Raw genomic sequence first — 19,484 nt, 5'->3', positions numbered from 1 at the left:
CCGCGCCTCATCTGACTTCAAAATGAGCGGCAATTCTACCGAAAAGCGAGCGCCAAGGCATGAAAAACAAGCCCCTACAGTCGAGGGTAGATAAGGGGGACCAGCCCCCTTCCCCTCAGCGCGATTGCTGGGTCAGTGCCAGCAGCATGCCGAATCCCACCAGCAGACCGCCAAACACCCGGTCGATCCAGTGGCGCACCGCCAGCAGACGAGCCCGCACCGACGCGCTGGAGAAGAAGAGCGCCACGGCGCTGAACCAGAGGGCGTGGGCCAGTACGATGAAGGCGCCATAGCCGAGCTGGACCGCCAGCGGCGTCTGTGGCTGCACCACCTGCATGAAGAGGCTGACGATGAAGATGGTGGTCTTGGGGTTGAGCACATTGGTCAGAAAACCGGTGCGCAGTGCCCCCAGGCTGGAGAGGGCTGGCTGACTGGCCATCTCTTCGCCGGTCGCGGGCTGGGCCCGCAGCATCTTGATGCCGAGGAAGATGAGATAGGCCGCCCCCGCCAGCTTGATGAGGTTGAACAGCCAGAGGGACTGCTGGATCAAGAGACCCACCCCCAGCAGGGTGTAGCTCACGTGGACACAGACCCCGGCCGCTATGCCGAGCGCCGTCAGCACGCCGGTGCGACGGGAGAGCAGCAGGCTGTTGCGCGACACCATGGCAAAATCGGGCCCCGGGCTGATCACGGCAAAGAAGGTAATGGCGACGACGGCTAACAGTTCGGTCATGAAAATAGTCCTGTTCACATGGGATATCGGCTATTTTATTTGGCAATAACCCCAATGACGAACGATAACTTCTGACATGAACGGTGAGAAAAATTCACAGAAAAGCCTGTCGCTGCCCTCCCTGACGGCCCTGCGCTGTTTCGAGGTGGCGGCCCGCACCGAGCACTTCGGCCGCGCCGCCGACGAGCTGCACCTCACCCATGGTGCCATCAGCCGGGCGGTGCGCCTGCTGGAGGAAGATCTGGGAGTCAGGCTGTTCGAGCGGCGCCAGCGCCGGGTCTTCCTGACCGAGGCGGGCGACCGGCTCTATCTGGCGGTCAGGGAGGGGCTGGGGCAGATCCGGGAGACGGCCCAGGCGCTGCGCCAGCGGAGCCGCCCCCAGTCGCTGGTGCTCTCCTGCGAGCCCACCCTGCTGATGCGCTGGCTGATCCCGCGCTGGCCCGCCTTTCAGGCCCTGCACCCCGAGCTGGACGTTCACCTGATGGCGGGGGGCGGCGCCCTCAGTTTTGGCAGCGGCATCGATCTCGCCATCCGGCGCAATGACTTCGACTGGCCCGAGGATCTGCACAGCCAGCTGCTGTTCGAGGAGCTGACCGGGCCTGTCTGTCAGCCGGGCAAGGTGGCGCAGTTTTTCGAGCCGCGAGGGGAAGAGTCCGCCCTGCGTCCCTCGGCCCCCCGCCTGCACACCAAGACACGCCCGGATGCCTGGTCACGCTGGCAGGAGAATGCAGGCCCTCCCCTGAATGACGAGGCACCCAGCCTGCGCTTCGAGCACTTCTACTTCAGCCTGCAGGCGGCGGTGGCGGGCCTTGGCGTCGCCATAGGCCCCTATCGGCTGGTGTGTGACGACCTGGAGGCAGGGCTACTGGTGGCCCCGCTCGGTTTCGTTCCGGATGGCACCGGCTACCACCTGCTCGCTCCCGCCAGACCCGAGCCCGGCAGCGCCCACGAGACGCTGGCGAACTGGTTGCACAGCCTGAGCTGAGCGCTCACTGTACCTCCCCGGCAGTGTTGATCTCGGGGGCTCACGACAGCCAGCTCAGGTGGCCCGGAAGGCACTGCCACTCTGTTGCGCCGCCAGCAGCAAGGCATCGACCAGGACGCGCACCTTGAGCGGCATGTGCTGACTACGGGCCCAGAGGAGATTGATCGGCATCTCGCCGCCGGAGTGATCATCGAGCACCGAGACGAGGGCGCCCGATCCCAACTGCTCGTTTACCAGCCAGGTCGGCACCTGCACCAGCCCAAGGCCAGCCAGTGCCGCTGCCCGCACTGCTTCCCCATCCCCCATCTCGTAGCGCACCGGGATGTCACGGGCTTCCGTTTTGCCCGCCCCATTCCTCAGCAGCCAGCCATGACGATGGCCGGCTCGCCAGTCGATGATGCAGTCGTGCCGTGACAGCTCATCCGGGGTCAAGGGCACCCCGCGCCTGGCCAGATAGGAGGGCGCCCCGCAGATGACCAGCCTCTGCTCCCCCAGACGGCGCGCAACGAGATCCGCCTGGTCCTCCAGCGCCCCTATGCGTACCACCAGATCGATGTTGGCCTCGATGAGATCGACCTTGCGCTCGTTGAAGGTCACCGACAGATCCAGCTGTGGATGCTGACCAGCCAGTTCCAGCAGGATAGGCAGCACGTGCCTGCGGCCAAACGCAGCGGGCAGATCGATGCGCACGCGACCCGACGGGCTCTGCTTTCCCGATGCAAGGCTCTGCTCCGCCTCCTCCAGCACCCGCATAGCCTGAAGACAGCTGGCCAGATACGCCTCTCCTTCCGGGGTCAGGCTCACCCGACGGGTTGTTCTGTGCAGCAGCTTGACCCCCAGTCGCGCCTCCAGGCGCACTATGCTCTTGCTCAACGCCGAGCCGGTCAGCCCCAGCCCCAGCGCCGCTGCGGTAAAACTGCCTGTCCGAGCCACGGCGACAAAGTGTCTGACGCTCAGAAAGGGGTCCTGTACTGTCATCGACTCGGTCCTTCAGGGAATTAGAGATTGGAATGATAGCCACTTAATCAACCATGAGGAATCAATCACACTGACAACAGGTTCATTCAACACCACTCCTTGCTTGGGGTGGCCTGGAGAGCCTTGAGTTCCCAACTCGCTCAGACCTTGCTTTATCACCAGACAGGAGAGATCAGATGTTGACCGTCAAACCCCTCAGTGGACAAGTTGCCTTCGTACAAGGTGGTTCCCGCGGCATAGGTGCCGCCATTGTGAAACGCCTCGCTCGCGACGGTGCCGCCGTGGCCTTTACCTATGTCTCTTCCGCCAGCAAGGCAGAAGAGCTTGTCGCGACCATCACGGCGGCGGGCGGCAAGGCCCTGGCCATCCGGGCCGACAGCGCGGATGCCGTGGCCGTGCAGCACGCCATCCGCCAGAGCGTCACCTGCTTCGGGCGGCTGGACATTCTCGTCAACAATGCCGGGGTACTGGTATGGGGCCACCTTGAGGAGCTGACCCTGGATGACCTGGATCGCACCCTGGCGGTCAACATCCGCAGCGTCTTCGTGGCCTGTCAGGAGGCGGCTCATCACATGGGCAAGGGGGGGCGCATCATCAACATCGGCAGCACCAATGCAGACCGCATCCCCATGGCGGGCGGGTCCGTCTACGCCATGAGCAAGTCGGCCCTGGTCGGCCTGACCAAAGGCATGGCACGGGATCTGGGCCCGCGGGGCATCACGGTCAACAACGTGCAGCCAGGCCCGGTCGATACCGACATGAACCCGGCTGACGGGGAATCGGCGGAGCAACTGAAGGGGATGATGGCGCTGGCCCGCTATGGCAAGGATGAGGAGATCGCCAGCTTCGTCGCCTACCTGGCGGGGCCTGAAGCAGGCTATGTCACTGGCGCCAGTCTGACCATAGATGGCGGCTTCTCCGCCTGACTTTCCCTTTGATCTCGGATACAAAAGCCCCGGCACTCGCCGGGGCTTGCTCATCAGGGGGGACCACTGTCAGGCACTGCCCTGATGCGGCCTGGGTGACAGGTCTGGCTCAGGCTGGTTCAAGCAGCGCCTCTTCGGCGTCAATCGCTGGCGAGGACTCCTGCGCCAGCCACTCGTCGCAGAATTGCTGGATGGGCATGGGGCGGCCGAGCAGGTAGCCCTGCAGATAGGTCACCTTGCCCTTGAGATACTCCGCCTGTTCGCGGGTCTCGACCCCTTCGGCTACCAGCGCCAGGCCGAGACGGTGGCCCAGATCGATCACGTTGTCGACTATGTGCTCGGAAAGGGACTCGGTACCTATGCGCGCGATGAAGGACTGGTCGATCTTGAGGTAGTCCACATGGAACTGCTGCAGATAGACCAGGCTGGAGTGGCCGGTGCCAAAATCATCTATGGCCAGCTTGATCCCCATCTCGTTCAACGCCTGGAACAGCGAGAGGGTATGGAGATCCGCCACCAGCAGCTCCCGCTCGGTCAGCTCCAGCACCAGGATCACCTTGCCCGGTGCGAAGCGGGCGAGGAAGCTGCGGCACTCCTCCAGCAGGCTGTCGTCGCGGCAATGGGCCGCACTGATGTTGAAGCTGACATGGAAGCCATCGGGCAACTGCGCCTGGCTCGCGGCCAGCTGCGGCCCCACCTTCCCCATGATGAGGCTGGTCATGGGCACTATCAGGCCGCTGGCCTCCGCCTGGGGAATGAAGAGATCCGGCCGGATCAGCCCCACGTCGGGATGCTGCCAGCGCATCAGCACCTCGGCCCCCATGATGCGTTCGCTGCCGCTCTCCACCAGGGGTTGCAGGTAGGGAATGAATTCTTTGGCCCGCAGGGCCCGGGCCAGCTCGCTGGTCGGGGAGCGGGGACGCCCCAGCAGCCACCACATGAGCAAGGCTACACCGGCACTGAAGGCAAACAGCAGCCAGACCCCGAAGCCATGATGCCACCACAGCCCCATCAGGGTGGGCGCAGAGGAGTAGCCCGCATAGATGGAGAGAGGATAGCCAGCAGCCTGGAGCTCGACATGCCCCTGACTCGCCAGGGAAGGCTTGGCGGCGAAGAAGTGGCCCTCCTCGTCGAGCCAGCAATCACCCACCCTGAGCATCAGGGGCATGGCTCCCTGGTTGAGTCTCAGCATGAAGTTGAGGTAATCCCCATCGATCAGGGTCATCACCGCCCCTTGCACAGTGCCGGTGCGCACCGAGAGGACGGGATGATGCCGCCGCACCTCGTTCCCTTCCATCAGGCGCAGCTGGCCCTGACTGTACTGCTCGGCGGTATAGGGGATCCGGCGTCGGCCAAACTGGGAGGTGCAGTAGATGCTGTCTCCCTGGCTCAGGTTGACCGAACGCACGAAGGGCACCATGGCGACCAGGGATCTGAGGGTCGGCAGCGCAGTGGCGCAGGGCTTGCCCAGAAATGGTAAGGCCTGGCGATTGGCCGCCTGGGCATGAGACAGCATGGTTTCCATCAGCGCCAGGGTATGGCTCGCCGCCTGATGGGACTCCCACTGCAGATCGACCCGATAGCGAACGAGCATGGCCCAGTTGCCGAGCAGCATGGGCAGCGCGAACATCAGCAAGGTGATCAGCAGTCTTGGCCTGGGTCTGGCCGTGTCGGCCGCGGAGCAATAACGCATGGCGGATCCCGTTCGTAAAGGATCGCCATGTTAGCAACCCAAGCTGAACCCAGGCCTAACCGGTCAAATAACGAGCAACCGCACTGAGGTGCTCAGGCGGAAGTGGCGCGACCGGCAACCGGCTGGGTATCCGCCTCCCCTGCCGTCAACCCCTGGCAGAACTGACGCAGCGGCTGGGGGCGCGCGAACAGGTATCCCTGCAGGTAGTGGACCCCCTTGCCCCTGAGGTACGCGGCCTGGTGCTCGGTCTCGACCCCTTCGGCGACCAGGGCCAGGCCCAGCCTGCGACCGAGATCGATCACGTTGTCGACTATGTGTTCGGAAAGGGACTCGGTGCCGATGCGCCCTATGAAGGAGCGATCGATCTTGAGATAGTCCACATGGAACTGCTGCAGGTAGATCAGGCTGGAGTGGCCGGTGCCAAAGTCATCGATGGCGAGCTTGACCCCCATCTCGTCCAGCTGTGCGAACAGGGAGAGGGTATGGGGGTTGGCCACCAGCAGCTCCCGCTCGGTCAGCTCCAGCACCAGTGCCACCCGACCCGGCTGGAAGTGGGCGAGGAAGGCGCGGCACTCCGTCAGCAGGGAGAGATCCCGGCAGTGGGCGGCGCTGATGTTGAAGCTGATGTGAAATCCCTCGGGCAGCTGGCTCTGCACCTGCTTCAGGCGATGGGCCACCACCTTCATGAGATGGGTGGTCATGGGCACTATCAGCCCGGACTCTTCCGCCTGGGGGATGAATAAATCCGGGCGGATCAAGCCTGAGCTCGGGTGCTGCCAGCGCATCAGCACCTCGGCCCCCACCATGCGGCCGTCCTTGCTGGCCATCAGGGGTTGCAGGTAGGGAACGAACTCCCCCGCCAGCAACCCGCGCCTCAGCTCGTCCGTCGGGGAGCCAGGGCGACCGAGCACCCACCACACCAGCAGCGCGAGCAGCACAGAGGTGCCGGCCAGCCACAGCAGGGCCAGATGGCGAGCCTCCCACAGGGAGTGCCAGTAGAGCGGCATGGCATAGCCCGCATGGATGGCGAAGGGGTAGCGGTGGGAGGCGAGGGCAAGGCGAGTCTTGCTGTGCAGCCTGGGGGGCCGGTTCTGGTGATGGCCGGATTCATCGATCCAGGCCGACCCGACCTGCAGGTAGAGCTCGCTGCTGTCGCTGCTCATGGCGAGCATGAAGCTGAGCTGGGTGCTGTCGATGGCGCTCAGCGCCGCATCGCGCCCGCGATCATGGCGCACCACCAGCAGCGGATGATTCTGACGCACCTTGTTGCCGCGCATCAGCAGCAACTTGTTCTGCGTGTAGACCGACCTGTCATCCACCTCATGGACAGCTCCAAACAGCGAGGTGCAGTTGATCACCCCGTCGCGCACCAGATTGACCGAGCGCAGGAAAGGCTCGAGGGCCACTCTCTTGCGCAGTTGCAGCAGGTTGCCGCTACAGGGCCGGTTCACCAGCGGCAATGCCTCCAGGTTGGCCTGCTCGGCCTGATCCAGCATGCGCTCAAGCAAGGTTCGCGCCTTGTAGGCGGAGGCGCTGGCGTCGCTCTTCAACTCCTGCTCATAGCTGTTGTGCACCATCCAGCCTCCCGCCAGCAGTGGCAGGGTCAAGACCAGCAAGGCACAGCCAAGGCGCCATCTCGTACGGGCAAGATCAATCCGGAACAGGAACATAGAAACCACGCCGCAATTCGCAGGCTTGCCCTGGCAAGCACCGCAGTGAAATAACGCCCATCTCGCACAGAAGACAATGGGACCATTCAGGCCAGACAACCTAACGCAGCGCGCTGGTAAAAGAAATCGACGACGCAATGGCGGGAGATTGGCGGCCCATTATCGCGCAACCCCCATAAATGGAAAATGCCGCGTCAGGACGCGGCATTGTTATTTCCAGTGGTCAGACCGACAAGGCTTAGACCGCCTGTTGCAAAATCACCGCATCGGCCTTCTTGGTGTAGGAGGCGATTTCGTTGAAGTTGAGGTAGCGGTAAGTGTCGGCCGCCGTGGCATCCAGGGTCTTGGCGTATTGCAGGTACTCCGCCACTGTCGGGATCTTGCCGAGAATGGCGGCAACAGCAGCCAGCTCCGCAGACGCCAGGTAGACGTTGGCACCTTTACCCAGACGGTTCGGGAAGTTGCGTGTGGAGGTAGAAACCACGGAGGCCCCTTCCGCCACGCGCGCCTGGTTGCCCATGCACAGGGAGCAGCCCGGGATCTCGATGCGGGCACCGACCCGGCCGAAGATGCCGTAGTAGCCCTCTTCGGTCAGCTGATCCTTGTCCATCTTGGTGGGCGGCGCGATCCACATGCGGGTCGGCAGCTCGCCCTGGTACTTCTCGAGCAGTTTGCCGGCGGCACGGAAGTGGCCGATGTTGGTCATGCAGGAACCGATGAACACCTCATCGATCTGGCTGCCAGCCACGTCGGAGAGCAGGCGGGCGTCGTCCGGATCGTTCGGCGCACAGAGGATGGGTTCCTTGATGGTGGCCAGATCGATCTCGATGATTTCGGCGTACTCGGCGTCCTTGTCCGCTTCCATCAGCACCGGATTGGCCAGCCACTCTTCCATCCCCTTGATGCGGCGGGTGATGGTGCGCACGTCGCCGTAGCCTTCGGACAGCATCCATTTCAGCATCACGATGTTGGACTTCAGGTACTCGATGATCGGGGCCTGATCCAGCTTGATGGTGCAACCGGCGGCGGAGCGCTCGGCGCTGGCGTCTGCCAGCTCGAAGGCTTGCTCTACCTTCAGGGTCGGCAGACCTTCGATCTCGAGGATGCGGCCGGAGAAGATGTTCTTCTTGCCCGCTTTCTCGACGGTCAGCAGCCCCTTCTGGATGGCGGCGTAGGGGATGGCATGGACCAGATCACGCAGGGTGATGCCCGGTTGCAGCTCGCCCTTGAAGCGCACCAGCACGGATTCCGGCATGTCCAGCGGCATCACGCCGGTGGCGGCGGCGAAGGCCACCAGACCGGAACCCGCCGGGAAGGAGATGCCGATGGGGAAACGGGTGTGGGAGTCACCACCGGTGCCCACTGTATCCGGCAGCAGCATGCGGTTCAGCCAGGAGTGGATGACGCCGTCACCCGGACGCAGGGAGACGCCACCGCGGTTCATGATGAAGTCCGGCAGGGTGTGGTGGGTCTGCACGTCTATGGGTTTGGGGTAGGCAGCGGTGTGGCAGAAGGACTGCATGGTCAGATCGGCGGAGAAGCCGAGGCAGGCCAAGTCTTTCAGCTCGTCGCGGGTCATGGGGCCAGTGGTGTCCTGGGAGCCGACCGTGGTCATGCGCGGCTCGCAGTAGGTGCCAGGGCGTATGCCCTGCACGCCGCACGCCTTGCCCACCATCTTCTGGGCCAGGGTGTAACCCTTGCCGGTATCGGCCACCGGTTGCGGGCGACGGAACACGGTGGAGAACGGCAGGCCCAGCGCCTCGCGGGCCTTGTCGGTCAGGCCACGGCCGATGATCAGCGGAATGCGGCCACCGGCGCGCACTTCGTCGATCAGCACGTCGGTTTTCAATTCAAAGCGGGCCAGCACCTCGTCGGTGCCGTGACGGGTGATCTTGCCCTCATAGGGGAAGATGTCGATCACATCGCCCATCTCCAGCCTGGAGACATCCACTTCGATGGGCAGGGCACCGGCATCTTCCATGGTGTTGAAGAAGATGGGGGCAATCTTGCCGCCCAGGCAAACGCCACCGGCGCGCTTGTTCGGCACGAACGGAATGTCGTCGCCCATGAACCAGAGCACCGAGTTGGTGGCAGATTTGCGGGAGGAGCCGGTACCGACCACGTCGCCGACGTAGGCCAGCGGGAAGCCGGTCTGCTTGAGCTCTTCGATGGCCTTGACCGGGCCGATGACGCCGTCCTTGTCCGGGGTGATGCCGGGGCGGGCGTTCTTCAGCATGGCCAGGGCATGGAGCGGAATGTCGGGACGGGACCAGGCATCCGGTGCCGGGGACAGATCGTCGGTGTTGGTTTCGCCGGTCACCTTGAACACTGTGACGGTGATCTTCTCGGCCAGGGCGGGGCGGTTCAGGAACCACTCGGCATCGGCCCAGGACTGCAGCACTTGCTGGGCGTGGGCATTACCCGCCTTCGCCTTCTCTTCCACGTCGTGGAAGGAGTCGAACATCAGCAGGGTGTGGGACAGGCCCTTGGCAGCAAGAGGAGCCAGGGAGGCGTCGTCCAGCAGATCGATCAGCGGCTGGATGTTGTAGCCACCCTGCATGGTGCCGAGCAGCTCGACCGCTTCGGCCGCGGTCAGTATGGGTGAGTGGGTCTCGCCCTTAGCGACGGCGGTGAGGAAGCCGGCTTTGACATAGGCCGCTTCATCAACACCCGGGGGAATGCGGGAGGACAACAGTTCTTTCAGAAAATCATGTTCACCGGCGGGCGGGTTCTTGAGCAGTTCAACCAGGGCGGCGACCTGCTCTGCATCCAGAGGTTTGGCAACCACGCCCTCGGCGGCACGTTCTGCGACGTGTTTACGGTATGTTTCAAGCACGACTAATTCCTCTTTGGTCTTTTTTTTGGGGTTCGCCCAAGCTCGCGGCGATCGTCCTTGCGGGACACCCGTAGGGTGCCCCCCACTATATAAGTTTTAACGACTAATTAAAATCCAAACCCTGTGCAGTTATTCACCAAACCAGCATAACCATATAAGCCAACTGGAGTTTTTTAAACTGACAAGAGACACAGCACAGGCAAGTTAACAAAAAGTCAGCATTTCACCCTTATTGGAACGTAGTGCCCAATTGCAGATAGAACATGTCGTGCCCCCCCTCCGCCATGCCATAGCCGAGGAAGATGGGGCCGAGGAAGCTCTCCACCCCCACATAGACGGAGCCGGCGGTATAGGAGGACTCCAGACTGATGTCGCTCCCCTTGTCCCAGACCCCGCCCTGCTCGAGGGAGCCCCCGAGGAACAGGGGGGCCTTGAAGGCACCGAAGTCGTTGTCCGCCACCCGGTAGATGTAGCGCAGACCGCTGAACAGGCTGTAGCGGCCACTCAGCTGGTAGTGCTGGAAGCCGGACATACGGAACAGCCCCCCCAGATCCTGCACGAACAGGGGCACAGTTTCCTGCGAGGTGGAGCCACCCCCTTCCAGCATCAGGTTGAGGCTGTGCCTGTCCCAGGACCAGGGCTTGACCATCACCAGGTGATAGTTGAGCCCCTCGGTCTGCTCGGAGGGACCTTCGGACGGATCAAGCTCGATATGGGAATATCCCCCCTTGATGTCCCAGTAGATCCCCGCGTAGGGGAAGTAGCGGCTGTCGAGGGTGTCGTGTTCGAAACGGACATAGGGACCCCAGGCGGAAGCGTCCGCATCCGCATTGGCGATATTCTGGATATCGACCCCGCCGACCTTGCCCTCCAGCCCCAGGGACAACCTGCTCCAGGGTTGACGATTCCAGCCGACGGCGAGATCCACACTGGTGAAGCTGTACTCCGAGTCCAGATAACGGACTCCAGACAGTTGCACATCCTCCTCCGGGAAGAAGACCCGGCGCTGGGTCTTGTCATAGGCCAGGCTCGCCTCGCCATAGAAGGTCTGGGAGGGCTCCAGCGGCGTGTAGAAGTCGGTCTTGAGGTGCTTGGCCGTGCCGAGCGACGCCTCGGTCAGCCACTCGGCGCCCCAGTCGTTGACGTTGGTCAGGGTGTAGGACATGCCGACGTTGTAGTTGGAGCTGCTCTCGAAGTCATCGGAGAAGCCGAGCTGGAAGTTGAGATAGCCCGGCCCCCAGTTCTTCTCGCTGGCATCCACCACCAGCACGTTCTCGCCGTCCCGCTCCTCCACCTCGTAGGTGATGCGATCGAACGACTCCAGCGCATAGAGCCGGCGAATGCCCGCTTCCAGGCTCTCATAGGTCTGTACCTTGTCCGGACGTATCTTGAACATGCCACGCACAGTGTCGTCGGAGAGGCGCGACTTGTTGAGGATCTCCACCTTGTCGATGTAGTAGGCCGGCTGGCCGCTGCGTTCGGCACGGCGGCTCAGCTTCTTGTTGCGGTAATCCGCGTAAGCGTCGGGGGAGAGCGACAAGGCATCGAGCTGGGCAGAGGCCCGGTTGGCCACCGCCTCTCCCTGCTTGATCCCCTCGGGCATCAGGACAAAGTCGGCGATCCCCATGTTGCCAAACTCAGGGCTGAGCAGCACATCCTTCGGCCCCAGCAGCGCCTTCTGCTTCTCGGTGCCGACCTGGGTCATGTAGGTGGTGAGCTGATCTATCATGGCTAGCCCCGACTTCAGCGACTCCCGGGTGCGCAGCTTGGCCCCTATGTCCACCGCTATCACCACGTCGGCCCCCATGGCCTTGGCCACGTCCACCGGCATGTTGTTGACGGTGCCGCCGTCGGCCAGGATGTGCCCCTCCCACTCCACGGGCTTGAGGGCGCCGGGGATGGACATGGAGGCCTGCATCGCCTTGGCCAGGCTGCCACTGTCCAGCACGAAGGGGGTCACAGTCTCCATGTCGGTGGCCACGGCGCGGTAGGGAATGGGCAGATCGTCGAAGCTCTTCTGCGCCGGCAGGTTGGAGGTGGCATGGCGCAGCAGGCTGGCCATGGATTGGCCCTGGAAGAAACCGTCAGGCAACTGGGTGGAATCCCCGTTGACTCCGATGTCGGTGCGCAGCTGGTACTTCTCGCTCTGCTGCTTCTTGCGCAGGGAGAGCTCGTCACGACCGACCTTGTCCTGATAACCCTTGTTCCAGTCGATGGCGAGCGTTATCCGCTCCACCTCCTCGGCACTGAGCCCCATGGCGTACATGCCCGCCACGTAGGAGCCCATGCTGGTGCCGACGACGATGTCGACCGGGATGCGCTTCTCCTCCAGCACCTTGAGCACCCCTATGTGGGCCGCCCCCTTGGCGCCGCCGCCGCTCAGCACCAGGGCTATCCTGGGTCGGTCAGCCTTGGCGCTACCGCCTCGCACCTGGGCGGTATCGCCGGCCTGTGCGGCCGCCATGAGCGGCAGGGTCGCCAGCAGAAGCATAAGCAGATGGGTCCATCCCCGATGAAAGATGCGCATATGAGTGTCCATTGATCCGTGCGAGTCGAGTGAGCTTTCCGCCGACGTGGGCGCCGCCAGCGATAAGTTGAAGAACTTTAACTGCAACCGGCCGCGCTGGCGAGATGTCATCGCCCTTCAACGACAGGGTCAGGGATGCCAGGCCCCAATTCAGTCCCGACCTGATGTGATCGCAAACGTTAATCGGCAATAATCGCCGCCACCACCTCAAGAGCGCGCCCGGCCAGCCGTTAATATGTACTCAACCTTAGGCCCACACCCCGAGTCACCCTTATGTTCGCAAGCCTGACACTCAAACAGAAAATTCTGGCCACCGTCATCCTCGCCGTGGCTCTCTCCTGCCTGCTGGTGGGCTACTTCAGCCAGCGCTCGGCCCAGCAGCTGATCGAGACCCGCATGTTCGAGCAGGAGCTGCCCAACCTGACCCAGCGGATCGGCAAGGAGATCGAGAAGGATCTCACCTCGGTCGCGAGCGCCGCCAGGCAGCTGGCCAATGATCGCTTCGTGCTGGACTGGGTGGCCCGCGGCATGCCCAAGGAGCAGGAGTCCATCCTCATCGACCAGCTCAAGGACATGACCAGCCAGTATGGCCTGGTCACCGCCTCCTTCGCCGATCGCCAGAGCGCCGCCTACTACAACCAGGACGGCTTCCTGCGCATCCTGAACCATGAACAGGACAACTGGTTCTACGACTACACCAAGAGCGGACAGGACCTGATGCTCAGCATCTTTCGCGAGAGCAATGGCGAGGTGAAGCTGTTCGTCAACTTCCAGCAGCTCGACGGGCGCGGTCTGGCCGGGCTCGCAAAGTCTCTCGACAGCATGGTCAGCATGCTCGCCAACTTCCGCATCGGCGACAGCGGCTTCGTCTTCATGACAGATGGCAGCGGCAAGGTGAAACTGCACCCGGACGCCGCTCGCATCGACCGCGACAGCCTGAGTCAGCTGGCAGGCCCGGGCGCCGGCGCACTGATGACCAAGCAGCCCTTTGCCGCCACCCACGCCGAAATAGATGGCCAGCCCGTGGTGCTCGCCACCAGCTACATTCCCCTGCTCGACTGGTATCTGGTAGCCCAGGTGCCGGAAGCCGAGATCTATGCCGAGCTGGACAAGGCGCGGCTGCACATAGTGCTGGTGAGCCTGCTCATCGCCGTCGGCATGGGGCTGCTTGGCGTCCTGCTGGCTGGCTCCGTCAGTCGCCCCCTCAACGAACTGGCTCGCCTGTTCCGGGAACTGGGCAGTGGTGACGGGGATCTGACCCAGCGCCTCAAGGTGGAAGGACGGGACGAACTGAGCCAGGTCGCCACCGGTTTCAACAACTTCGTCGCCAAGATCCATGGCTCCATCGAGCAGGTGGCGAACAACTCCCGCCAGCTCGCCGCCACCGCCAACGAGGTGGCCGCCAAGGCCCAGCTGACCCAGCACAACTGCACCGCCCAGCGGGATCGCACCGTCCAGGTCGCCACCGCCATCCACGAGATGGGCGCCACCGTCAGCGAGATCGCCGGCAATGCGTCCCTCGCCGCCGATGTGGCCAGGCAGGCCAACGATCAGGCCGATGCGGGTGCGGTCGTGGTGGCGCAGGCCCGCCACGGCATCGTCGGTCTCTCCGGTGAAATCGAGCAGGTGGCCGGAGTCATCGAATCCCTGGCGAGCCAGACCGACTCCATCGGCAGCATACTCGACACCATCCGCAGCATCTCGGAGCAGACCAACCTGCTGGCGCTGAACGCCGCCATCGAGGCCGCCCGCGCCGGTGAACAGGGTCGCGGCTTCGCCGTTGTGGCCGACGAGGTGCGCAACCTCGCCAGCCGCTCCGCCGCCTCCACCGCCGAGATCCAGGGCATGATCAACCGCCTCCAGGAGCAGAGCGCTCGCGCCGTCAGCGCCATGGCCCAGGGCCGCAACCAGAGTCTGGAAGTGGTGACCCAGGCCGATGCCGCCAACGGGGCGCTCGGCCAGATCACCGCCCACATCACCCAGATCAGCGACATGAACATCCAGGTCGCCACCGCCACCGAGGAGCAATCCAGCGTGGTGGGGGAGATCAACCGCAACGTGGAGGACATCAACCAGCTCACCATGGAGACAGCCGACATCGCCCACCAGCTGACGGAGTCCAGCCGCAGTCTGCAGCAGCTCTCCGGCGAGCTCGACAAGCTGGTCGGCAACTTCCGGCTCTGAGTCTCCCACTCTCCACCCCCTCACCCAGGGAGCGCCGCAGCGCTCCCTGTTTTGTGACAACGGCAAGCCATGACGCTGCGGCGCAAATCTGACTCAGGGTCGCTGCCGGAATACCGCATAATCAAAGGAGAGTGAAGGAGAACAATATGGGCAAACTGATGATGGTAATGGTACTGGGCGCGTTGTTGTCAGCCTGTAGCAGCGGCCCGGTGCGGGTGCACGGCGCCGATGTCAGCCTGGATGACACCCGGATCCGGGTCTACGATGGCCATCATGATGGCTATTACTACGATGACTATCATGGCGGCCACAGGGGTCACTTCTGTCCACCGGGACAGGCCAAGAAGGGGCGCTGCTAGCGCCTTTTTTTGTGGTCGTACATCTGCTTGTCCGCCTGTTGCAGCAGTAGCTCCAATTCGGGGGGCAACGCCGGATCATAGTGAGCCACCCCTGTGGAGCAGGTCAGCAGATAGGGTTTGCCCGCCTCCCGGTTGAAGCTAGCCAGCGCCTCATCGAAGCGGACCAGCACCCGTGACACCAGCTCGGGCCCTATGCCGGGCAGCAGCACCACGAACTCGTCGCCCCCCAGACGGGCAAAGATATCGGCGTTGCGAAACACCCGGGACAGCAGGGCCGCCATCTGACGCAGGGCGTCATCCCCCACCTCGTGCCCCAAGGTGTCGTTAATCTCCTTGAAACGGTTGAGATCGAGGAACAGCAAGCTCGCCTCCTGTCCCTGCCGATGGGAGAGCTGCAGGCACTTTTGCCCCAGCATGATGAAACCGCGGCGATTGGTGATGCCGGTCAGCTCGTCCAGGATGGCCAGTTGAATGGCCGCCAACTCGTGCTCCACCATGCCCGCCAGATCCACCAACAGTGACTTCTGGCGCTCATCCAGCAGGCGTGGCCTGCGATCTATGAGGCAGAGGGTACCCACCTTGTGGCCCCCCGCAAGCTGCAAGGGGCTGCCGGCATAGAAGCGAATGTAGGGATCCCCCAGCACCAGGGGATTGTCGGCGAAGCGCAGATCCAGGGCAGTGTCCTCCACCACGAAGATCTCCTCGCCTAGGATCGCATGACCGCAGAAGGAGATGTCGCGGGGGGTCTCCTGCGCATCCAGGCCACAGCGGGACTTGAACCACTGCCGTTCCTCATCCACCAGAGAGATCAGCGAGATGGGAACCTCGAACAGGTTGCGCGCCATCCGGGTGATGCGGTCGAATCGCTCCTCGGCCGAGCTGTCCAGAATGGCGAGACGCCGCAAGGCATCGAGACGCTGTCGTTCGTAATCGGGTATGGCAGGTGCTTGCATTGGCAGATCGTCGCTTGATATGACAGGCCTCAGCATAGCAAGAGGCCTCGAACAAATCTCTTTTCTCATGAAGAAACAAAAAAGCCGCTCATTCGAGCGGCTTTTTTATGCAAGCGGAGAAGAAAATTACTTTTTCTTCTTGGCCTTGGCGTTCGGCAGATCGGTGATGGAGCCTTCGAACACTTCGGCTGCCAGGCCCACGGACTCGTGCAGAGTCGGGTGAGCGTGGATGGTCAGCGCCAGATCTTCGGCGTCGGCACCCATCTCGATGGCCAGACCGATCTCGCCCAGCAGCTCACCACCGTTGGTACCAACAATGGCACCACCGATGACGCGGTTGCTGTCCTTGTCGAAGATCAGCTTGGTCATGCCGTCGGCGCAATCGGAGGCGATGGCGCGGCCGGAGGCAGCCCAGGGGAAGGTGGCGACTTCGAAGTTCAGGCCCTGTTGCTTGGCTTCCTTCTCGGTCAGACCGACCCAGGCCATCTCTGGCTCGGTGTAGGCGATGGACGGGATCACTTTCGGGTCGAAGTAGTGCTTCTTGCCGGCGATGACTTCGGCCGCCACGTGGCCTTCGTGCACACCCTTGTGAGCCAGCATCGGCTGACCGACGATGTCACCGATGGCATGGATGTGCGGAACGTTGGTACGCAGCTGCTTGTCCACTTCGATGAAACCGCGCTCGTTGACGGCAACACCGGCTTTCTCGGCGTCCATCAGCTTGCCGTTCGGCACACGACCGACCGCGACCAGCACGTTGTCGTAGCGAACCGGTTCGGCCGGGGCGTGCTTGCCTTCGTAGGAGACGTACAGGCCGTCTTCACGGGCTTCAACTGCAGTGACCTTGGTCTCCAGCATGATGTTGAATTTCTTGGCAACGCGCTTGGTGTAGATCTTGACGATGTCTTTGTCCGCAGCCGGTACCAGCTGATCGGCAAATTCCACCACGTCGATCTCGGAACCCAGGGAGGAGTAAACGGTACCCATCTCCAGACCGATGATGCCACCGCCGATAACCAGCAGCTTGCCCGGTACTGTGGTCAGTTCCAGCGCATCGGTCGAATCCCAGACGCGGGGGTCATCGTGGGGGATGAAGGGCAGCTTCACCGGACGGGAACCGGCCGCGATGATGGCGTTGTCGAAGGTGACGGTGGTCTTGCCGTCGGCGCCTTCCACTTCGAGGGTGTTCGGGCCGGTGAACTTGCCGAAGCCGTTCACAACCTGGACTTTACGCATCTTGGCCATACCGGCCAGACCGCCGGTCAGCTGATTGATGACCTTCTCTTTCCACAGACGCACCTTGTCGATGTCGGTCTGAGGGGCACCGAAGACGATGCCGTGCTCGGCCAGCGCCTTGGCTTCTTCGATCACTTTGGCAACGTGCAGCAGCGCCTTTGACGGGATGCAGCCCACGTTGAGGCAGACGCCACCCAGGGTGGAGTAGCGCTCGACGATAACGGTATCCAGACCCAGATCGGCGGCACGGAAAGCAGCGGAATAACCGGCAGGGCCAGCACCCAGTACTACGACCTGAGTTTTGATTTCTTTACTCATCATGACCTCTTTGTCGTTCTATATCCCCGGACAGCACAGTCTTATGCCAAAGAAGGCGGCTGCAGCCGTGAAAAAAACGGGGCAAGTTTATAATTTTGTTAATGAAATGAGAAGTGAAAAGGGCGAGCTCTGTGCTCGCCCTCTCATTTACATTTACAGAACCAGTCGACGAATGTCGGACAGCACACCACTCAGGGTGGTGATGAAGCGAGCACCATCGGCGCCGTCGATGACACGGTGGTCATAGCTCAGGGCCAGCGGCAGCATCAGGCGCGGTTCGAACTCCTTGCCGTTCCACTTCGGTTTGAAGTCGGACTTGGAGACGCCCAGGATGGCGACTTCCGGCGCATTGACGATCGGGGTAAAGCTGGTACCGCCGATGCCACCCAGGCTGGATATGGTGAAGCAACCACCTTGCATGTCGGCAGCGGTCAGCTTGCCGGCACGGGCCTTCTTGGAGATCTCGGCCAGATCGCGGGACAGCTCATGGATGCCCTTCTTGTTGACGTCGCGAACGACCGGCACAACCAGGCCCCCCGGAGTGTCTACCGCCACACCGATGTGGATGTACTTCTTCATGATCAGCTTGGTGCCATCTTCGGACAGGGCGCTGCAGAAGCGCGGGTGCGCTTCCAGGGCCTTGGCGGCCGCCTTCAGGATGAACACCAGCGGGGTGATCTTCACGTCCAGCTTCTGCTTCTCGGCCAGGATGTTCTGCTCTTTGCGGAAGGCTTCCAGCTCGGTGGTGTCGGCTTCGTCGAACTGGGTGACATGAGGGATCATGGCCCAGTTGCGATGCAGGGCAGGACCGGAGATCTTCTGGATCCGGGTCAGTTCCAGCTCTTCGACCGGACCGAACTTGCTGAAGTCCACCTTCGGCCACGGCAGCACGCTCATGCCGTTGCCAGTGCCTTGACCTGCAGCCGGTGTAGACTCGGCGCGCTTGACCGCATCCTTCACGTAAGCCTGCACGTCTTCTTTGACGATACGGCCCTTGCGACCTGAGGCCTTCACCTTGGCCAGATTGACACCGAACTCGCGCGCCAGACGGCGTACCGCCGGGGAGGCGTGGACGTAGGCATCGTTGGCCACGAAGTCGGAAGAAGCGGCAGCCGGGGCAGCAGCCTGAGCAACCGGGGCGGCGGCAGGAGCAGCGGCAACGGGGGCAGCAGCTTGCGCAACCGGAGCGGCGGCAGGGGCAGCACCAGCCACTTCGAATACCATGATCAGGGAACCGGTAGAGACCTTGTCACCGGCCTTCACCTTGATCTCCTTGACCACACCGGCGAACGGCGCTGGCACTTCCATGGAGGCCTTGTCACCTTCCACCGCGATCAGGGACTGGTCGGCTTCGACCTTGTCACCCACGGCGACCATGATCTCGGTCACTTCCACTTCGTCACCGCCGATGTCCGGCACGTTGACGTCTTTGGCACCGGCAGCAACCGGGGCAGCAGCAGCCACAGGGGCGGCGGCAGGAGCCGGAGCAGCCACGGCAGCAGGTGCGGCGCCCGCCACTTCGAATACCATCACCAGGGAACCGGTAGAGACCTTGGCGCCGGCGGCAACCTTGATCTCGACCACGCGGCCCGCGAACGGCGCCGGTACTTCCATGGAGGCCTTGTCACCTTCCACGGCGATGATGGACTGGTCGGCTTCGACCATGTCGCCCACGGCAACCATGATCTCGGTCACTTCGACTTCGTCGTCACCGATGTCCGGCACGTGCACGTCTTTGGCAGCGGCAGCAACAGGGGCAGCCGGTGCAGCGGCAACCGGAGCGGCAGCCTGAGCCGGAGCGGCGGCAGCAGCGCCTTCCGCTTCGAAGATCATGATCTGGGAACCGGTGGCAACCTTGTCGCCCACCTTGATCAGGATCTCTTTGACGATACCGGCGGCAGGGGCCGGGACTTCCATGGAGGCCTTGTCACCCTCCACGGCGATCAGGGACTGGTCGAGCTCGACCTTGTCACCCACGGCGACCATGATCTCGGTCACTTCCACTTCATCGGCACCGATATCCGGCACCATAATCTGTTTGGACATTGTGCTTTATCCTCTTACGCGTACGTTTATCGCGTTAACC

At 62.8% G+C, this 19,484-nt stretch carries 13 protein-coding genes; 4 read left to right on the top strand and 9 right to left on the bottom strand.

The genetic code is table 11. The annotated features are described in order from the left end of the window. Window positions 1-115: 115 nt before the first annotated feature. Window positions 116-733 carry a LysE family transporter gene (locus WIR04_RS02415; protein ID WP_338890180.1) on the bottom strand — a complete coding sequence of 206 codons (618 nt, stop codon included), beginning with the start codon at window positions 731-733 and terminating at the stop codon, window positions 116-118. Window positions 734-809: 76 nt separating this feature from the next. On the opposite strand from WIR04_RS02415, the gene WIR04_RS02410 reads away from it, so the two are divergent. Then, entirely contained in the window at window positions 810-1,718 is a 909-nt protein-coding gene (locus tag WIR04_RS02410) for a LysR family transcriptional regulator (RefSeq protein ID WP_338890178.1), read from the top strand. A gap of 54 nt (window positions 1,719-1,772) precedes the next feature. Here WIR04_RS02410 and WIR04_RS02405 read toward each other — a convergent pair whose 3' ends face one another. Continuing rightward, window positions 1,773-2,696 carry a LysR family transcriptional regulator gene (locus WIR04_RS02405; protein ID WP_307765781.1) on the bottom strand — a complete coding sequence of 308 codons (924 nt, stop codon included), beginning with the start codon at window positions 2,694-2,696 and terminating at the stop codon, window positions 1,773-1,775. Window positions 2,697-2,872: 176 nt separating this feature from the next. On the opposite strand from WIR04_RS02405, the gene WIR04_RS02400 reads away from it, so the two are divergent. Further along, entirely contained in the window at window positions 2,873-3,622 is a 750-nt protein-coding gene (locus WIR04_RS02400) for a 3-oxoacyl-ACP reductase family protein (RefSeq protein WP_025328429.1), read from the top strand. Window positions 3,623-3,731: 109 nt separating this feature from the next. On the opposite strand, the gene WIR04_RS02395 is transcribed toward WIR04_RS02400, so the two are convergent. The 4 genes from WIR04_RS02395 to WIR04_RS02380 form a co-directional block, all read right to left on the bottom strand. Further along, on the bottom strand, window positions 3,732-5,315 hold the full coding sequence (locus WIR04_RS02395) for a cyclic diguanylate phosphodiesterase (RefSeq protein WP_338890174.1): 1,584 nt from the start codon (window positions 5,313-5,315) through the stop codon (window positions 3,732-3,734). A 92-nt stretch (window positions 5,316-5,407) separates the two neighbouring features. Next, entirely contained in the window at window positions 5,408-6,985 is a 1,578-nt protein-coding gene (locus WIR04_RS02390) for a cyclic diguanylate phosphodiesterase (RefSeq protein ID WP_338892432.1), read from the bottom strand. Between the two features lie 238 nt (window positions 6,986-7,223). Next, complete coding sequence (gene acnB / locus WIR04_RS02385; protein ID WP_025328432.1) at window positions 7,224-9,821, bottom strand: bifunctional aconitate hydratase 2/2-methylisocitrate dehydratase; 2,598 nt, start codon at window positions 9,819-9,821, stop codon at window positions 7,224-7,226. A 229-nt stretch (window positions 9,822-10,050) separates the two neighbouring features. Continuing rightward, a complete protein-coding gene (locus WIR04_RS02380) occupies window positions 10,051-12,348 on the bottom strand; it encodes a patatin-like phospholipase family protein (RefSeq protein ID WP_338890171.1) in 2,298 nt (765 codons plus the stop codon). Between the two features lie 273 nt (window positions 12,349-12,621). Here WIR04_RS02380 and WIR04_RS02375 point away from each other — a divergent pair, with 273 nt between their 5' ends. Together WIR04_RS02375 and WIR04_RS02370 are read left to right on the top strand one after the other, a co-directional pair. Then, entirely contained in the window at window positions 12,622-14,532 is a 1,911-nt protein-coding gene (locus WIR04_RS02375) for a methyl-accepting chemotaxis protein (protein ID WP_025328434.1), read from the top strand. 146 nt (window positions 14,533-14,678) lie between these two features. Beyond that, window positions 14,679-14,891, top strand: a complete 213-nt coding sequence (locus tag WIR04_RS02370) for a hypothetical protein (RefSeq protein WP_241342566.1) — start codon at window positions 14,679-14,681, stop codon at window positions 14,889-14,891. Here WIR04_RS02370 and WIR04_RS02365 read toward each other — a convergent pair. The 3 genes from WIR04_RS02365 to aceF all read right to left on the bottom strand — a co-directional run bounded on the left by WIR04_RS02365 (window position 14,888) and on the right by aceF (window position 19,444). After that, window positions 14,888-15,844, bottom strand: coding sequence for a sensor domain-containing diguanylate cyclase (locus WIR04_RS02365; RefSeq protein WP_338890165.1), 957 nt, complete (start codon window positions 15,842-15,844; stop codon window positions 14,888-14,890). The two genes, WIR04_RS02370 and WIR04_RS02365, sit on opposite strands and share 4 nt — an antisense overlap. Before the next feature lie 126 nt (window positions 15,845-15,970). Beyond that, on the bottom strand, window positions 15,971-17,398 hold the full coding sequence (gene lpdA / locus WIR04_RS02360; RefSeq protein WP_025328438.1) for a dihydrolipoyl dehydrogenase: 1,428 nt from the start codon (window positions 17,396-17,398) through the stop codon (window positions 15,971-15,973). A 153-nt stretch (window positions 17,399-17,551) separates the two neighbouring features. Beyond that, window positions 17,552-19,444: a pyruvate dehydrogenase complex dihydrolipoyllysine-residue acetyltransferase gene (aceF, locus tag WIR04_RS02355; RefSeq protein ID WP_338890161.1), complete on the bottom strand. Its 1,893-nt coding sequence runs from the start codon at window positions 19,442-19,444 to the stop codon at window positions 17,552-17,554. Window positions 19,445-19,484 lie beyond the last annotated feature (40 nt).

It is taken from the genome of Aeromonas rivipollensis (genome assembly GCF_037811135.1).
In the GTDB taxonomy this organism is placed as follows: domain Bacteria; phylum Pseudomonadota; class Gammaproteobacteria; order Enterobacterales; family Aeromonadaceae; genus Aeromonas; species Aeromonas rivipollensis.
Note: the sequence above shows the minus strand (reverse complement) of the source record. Positions and strands in the feature narration are given on the sequence as shown.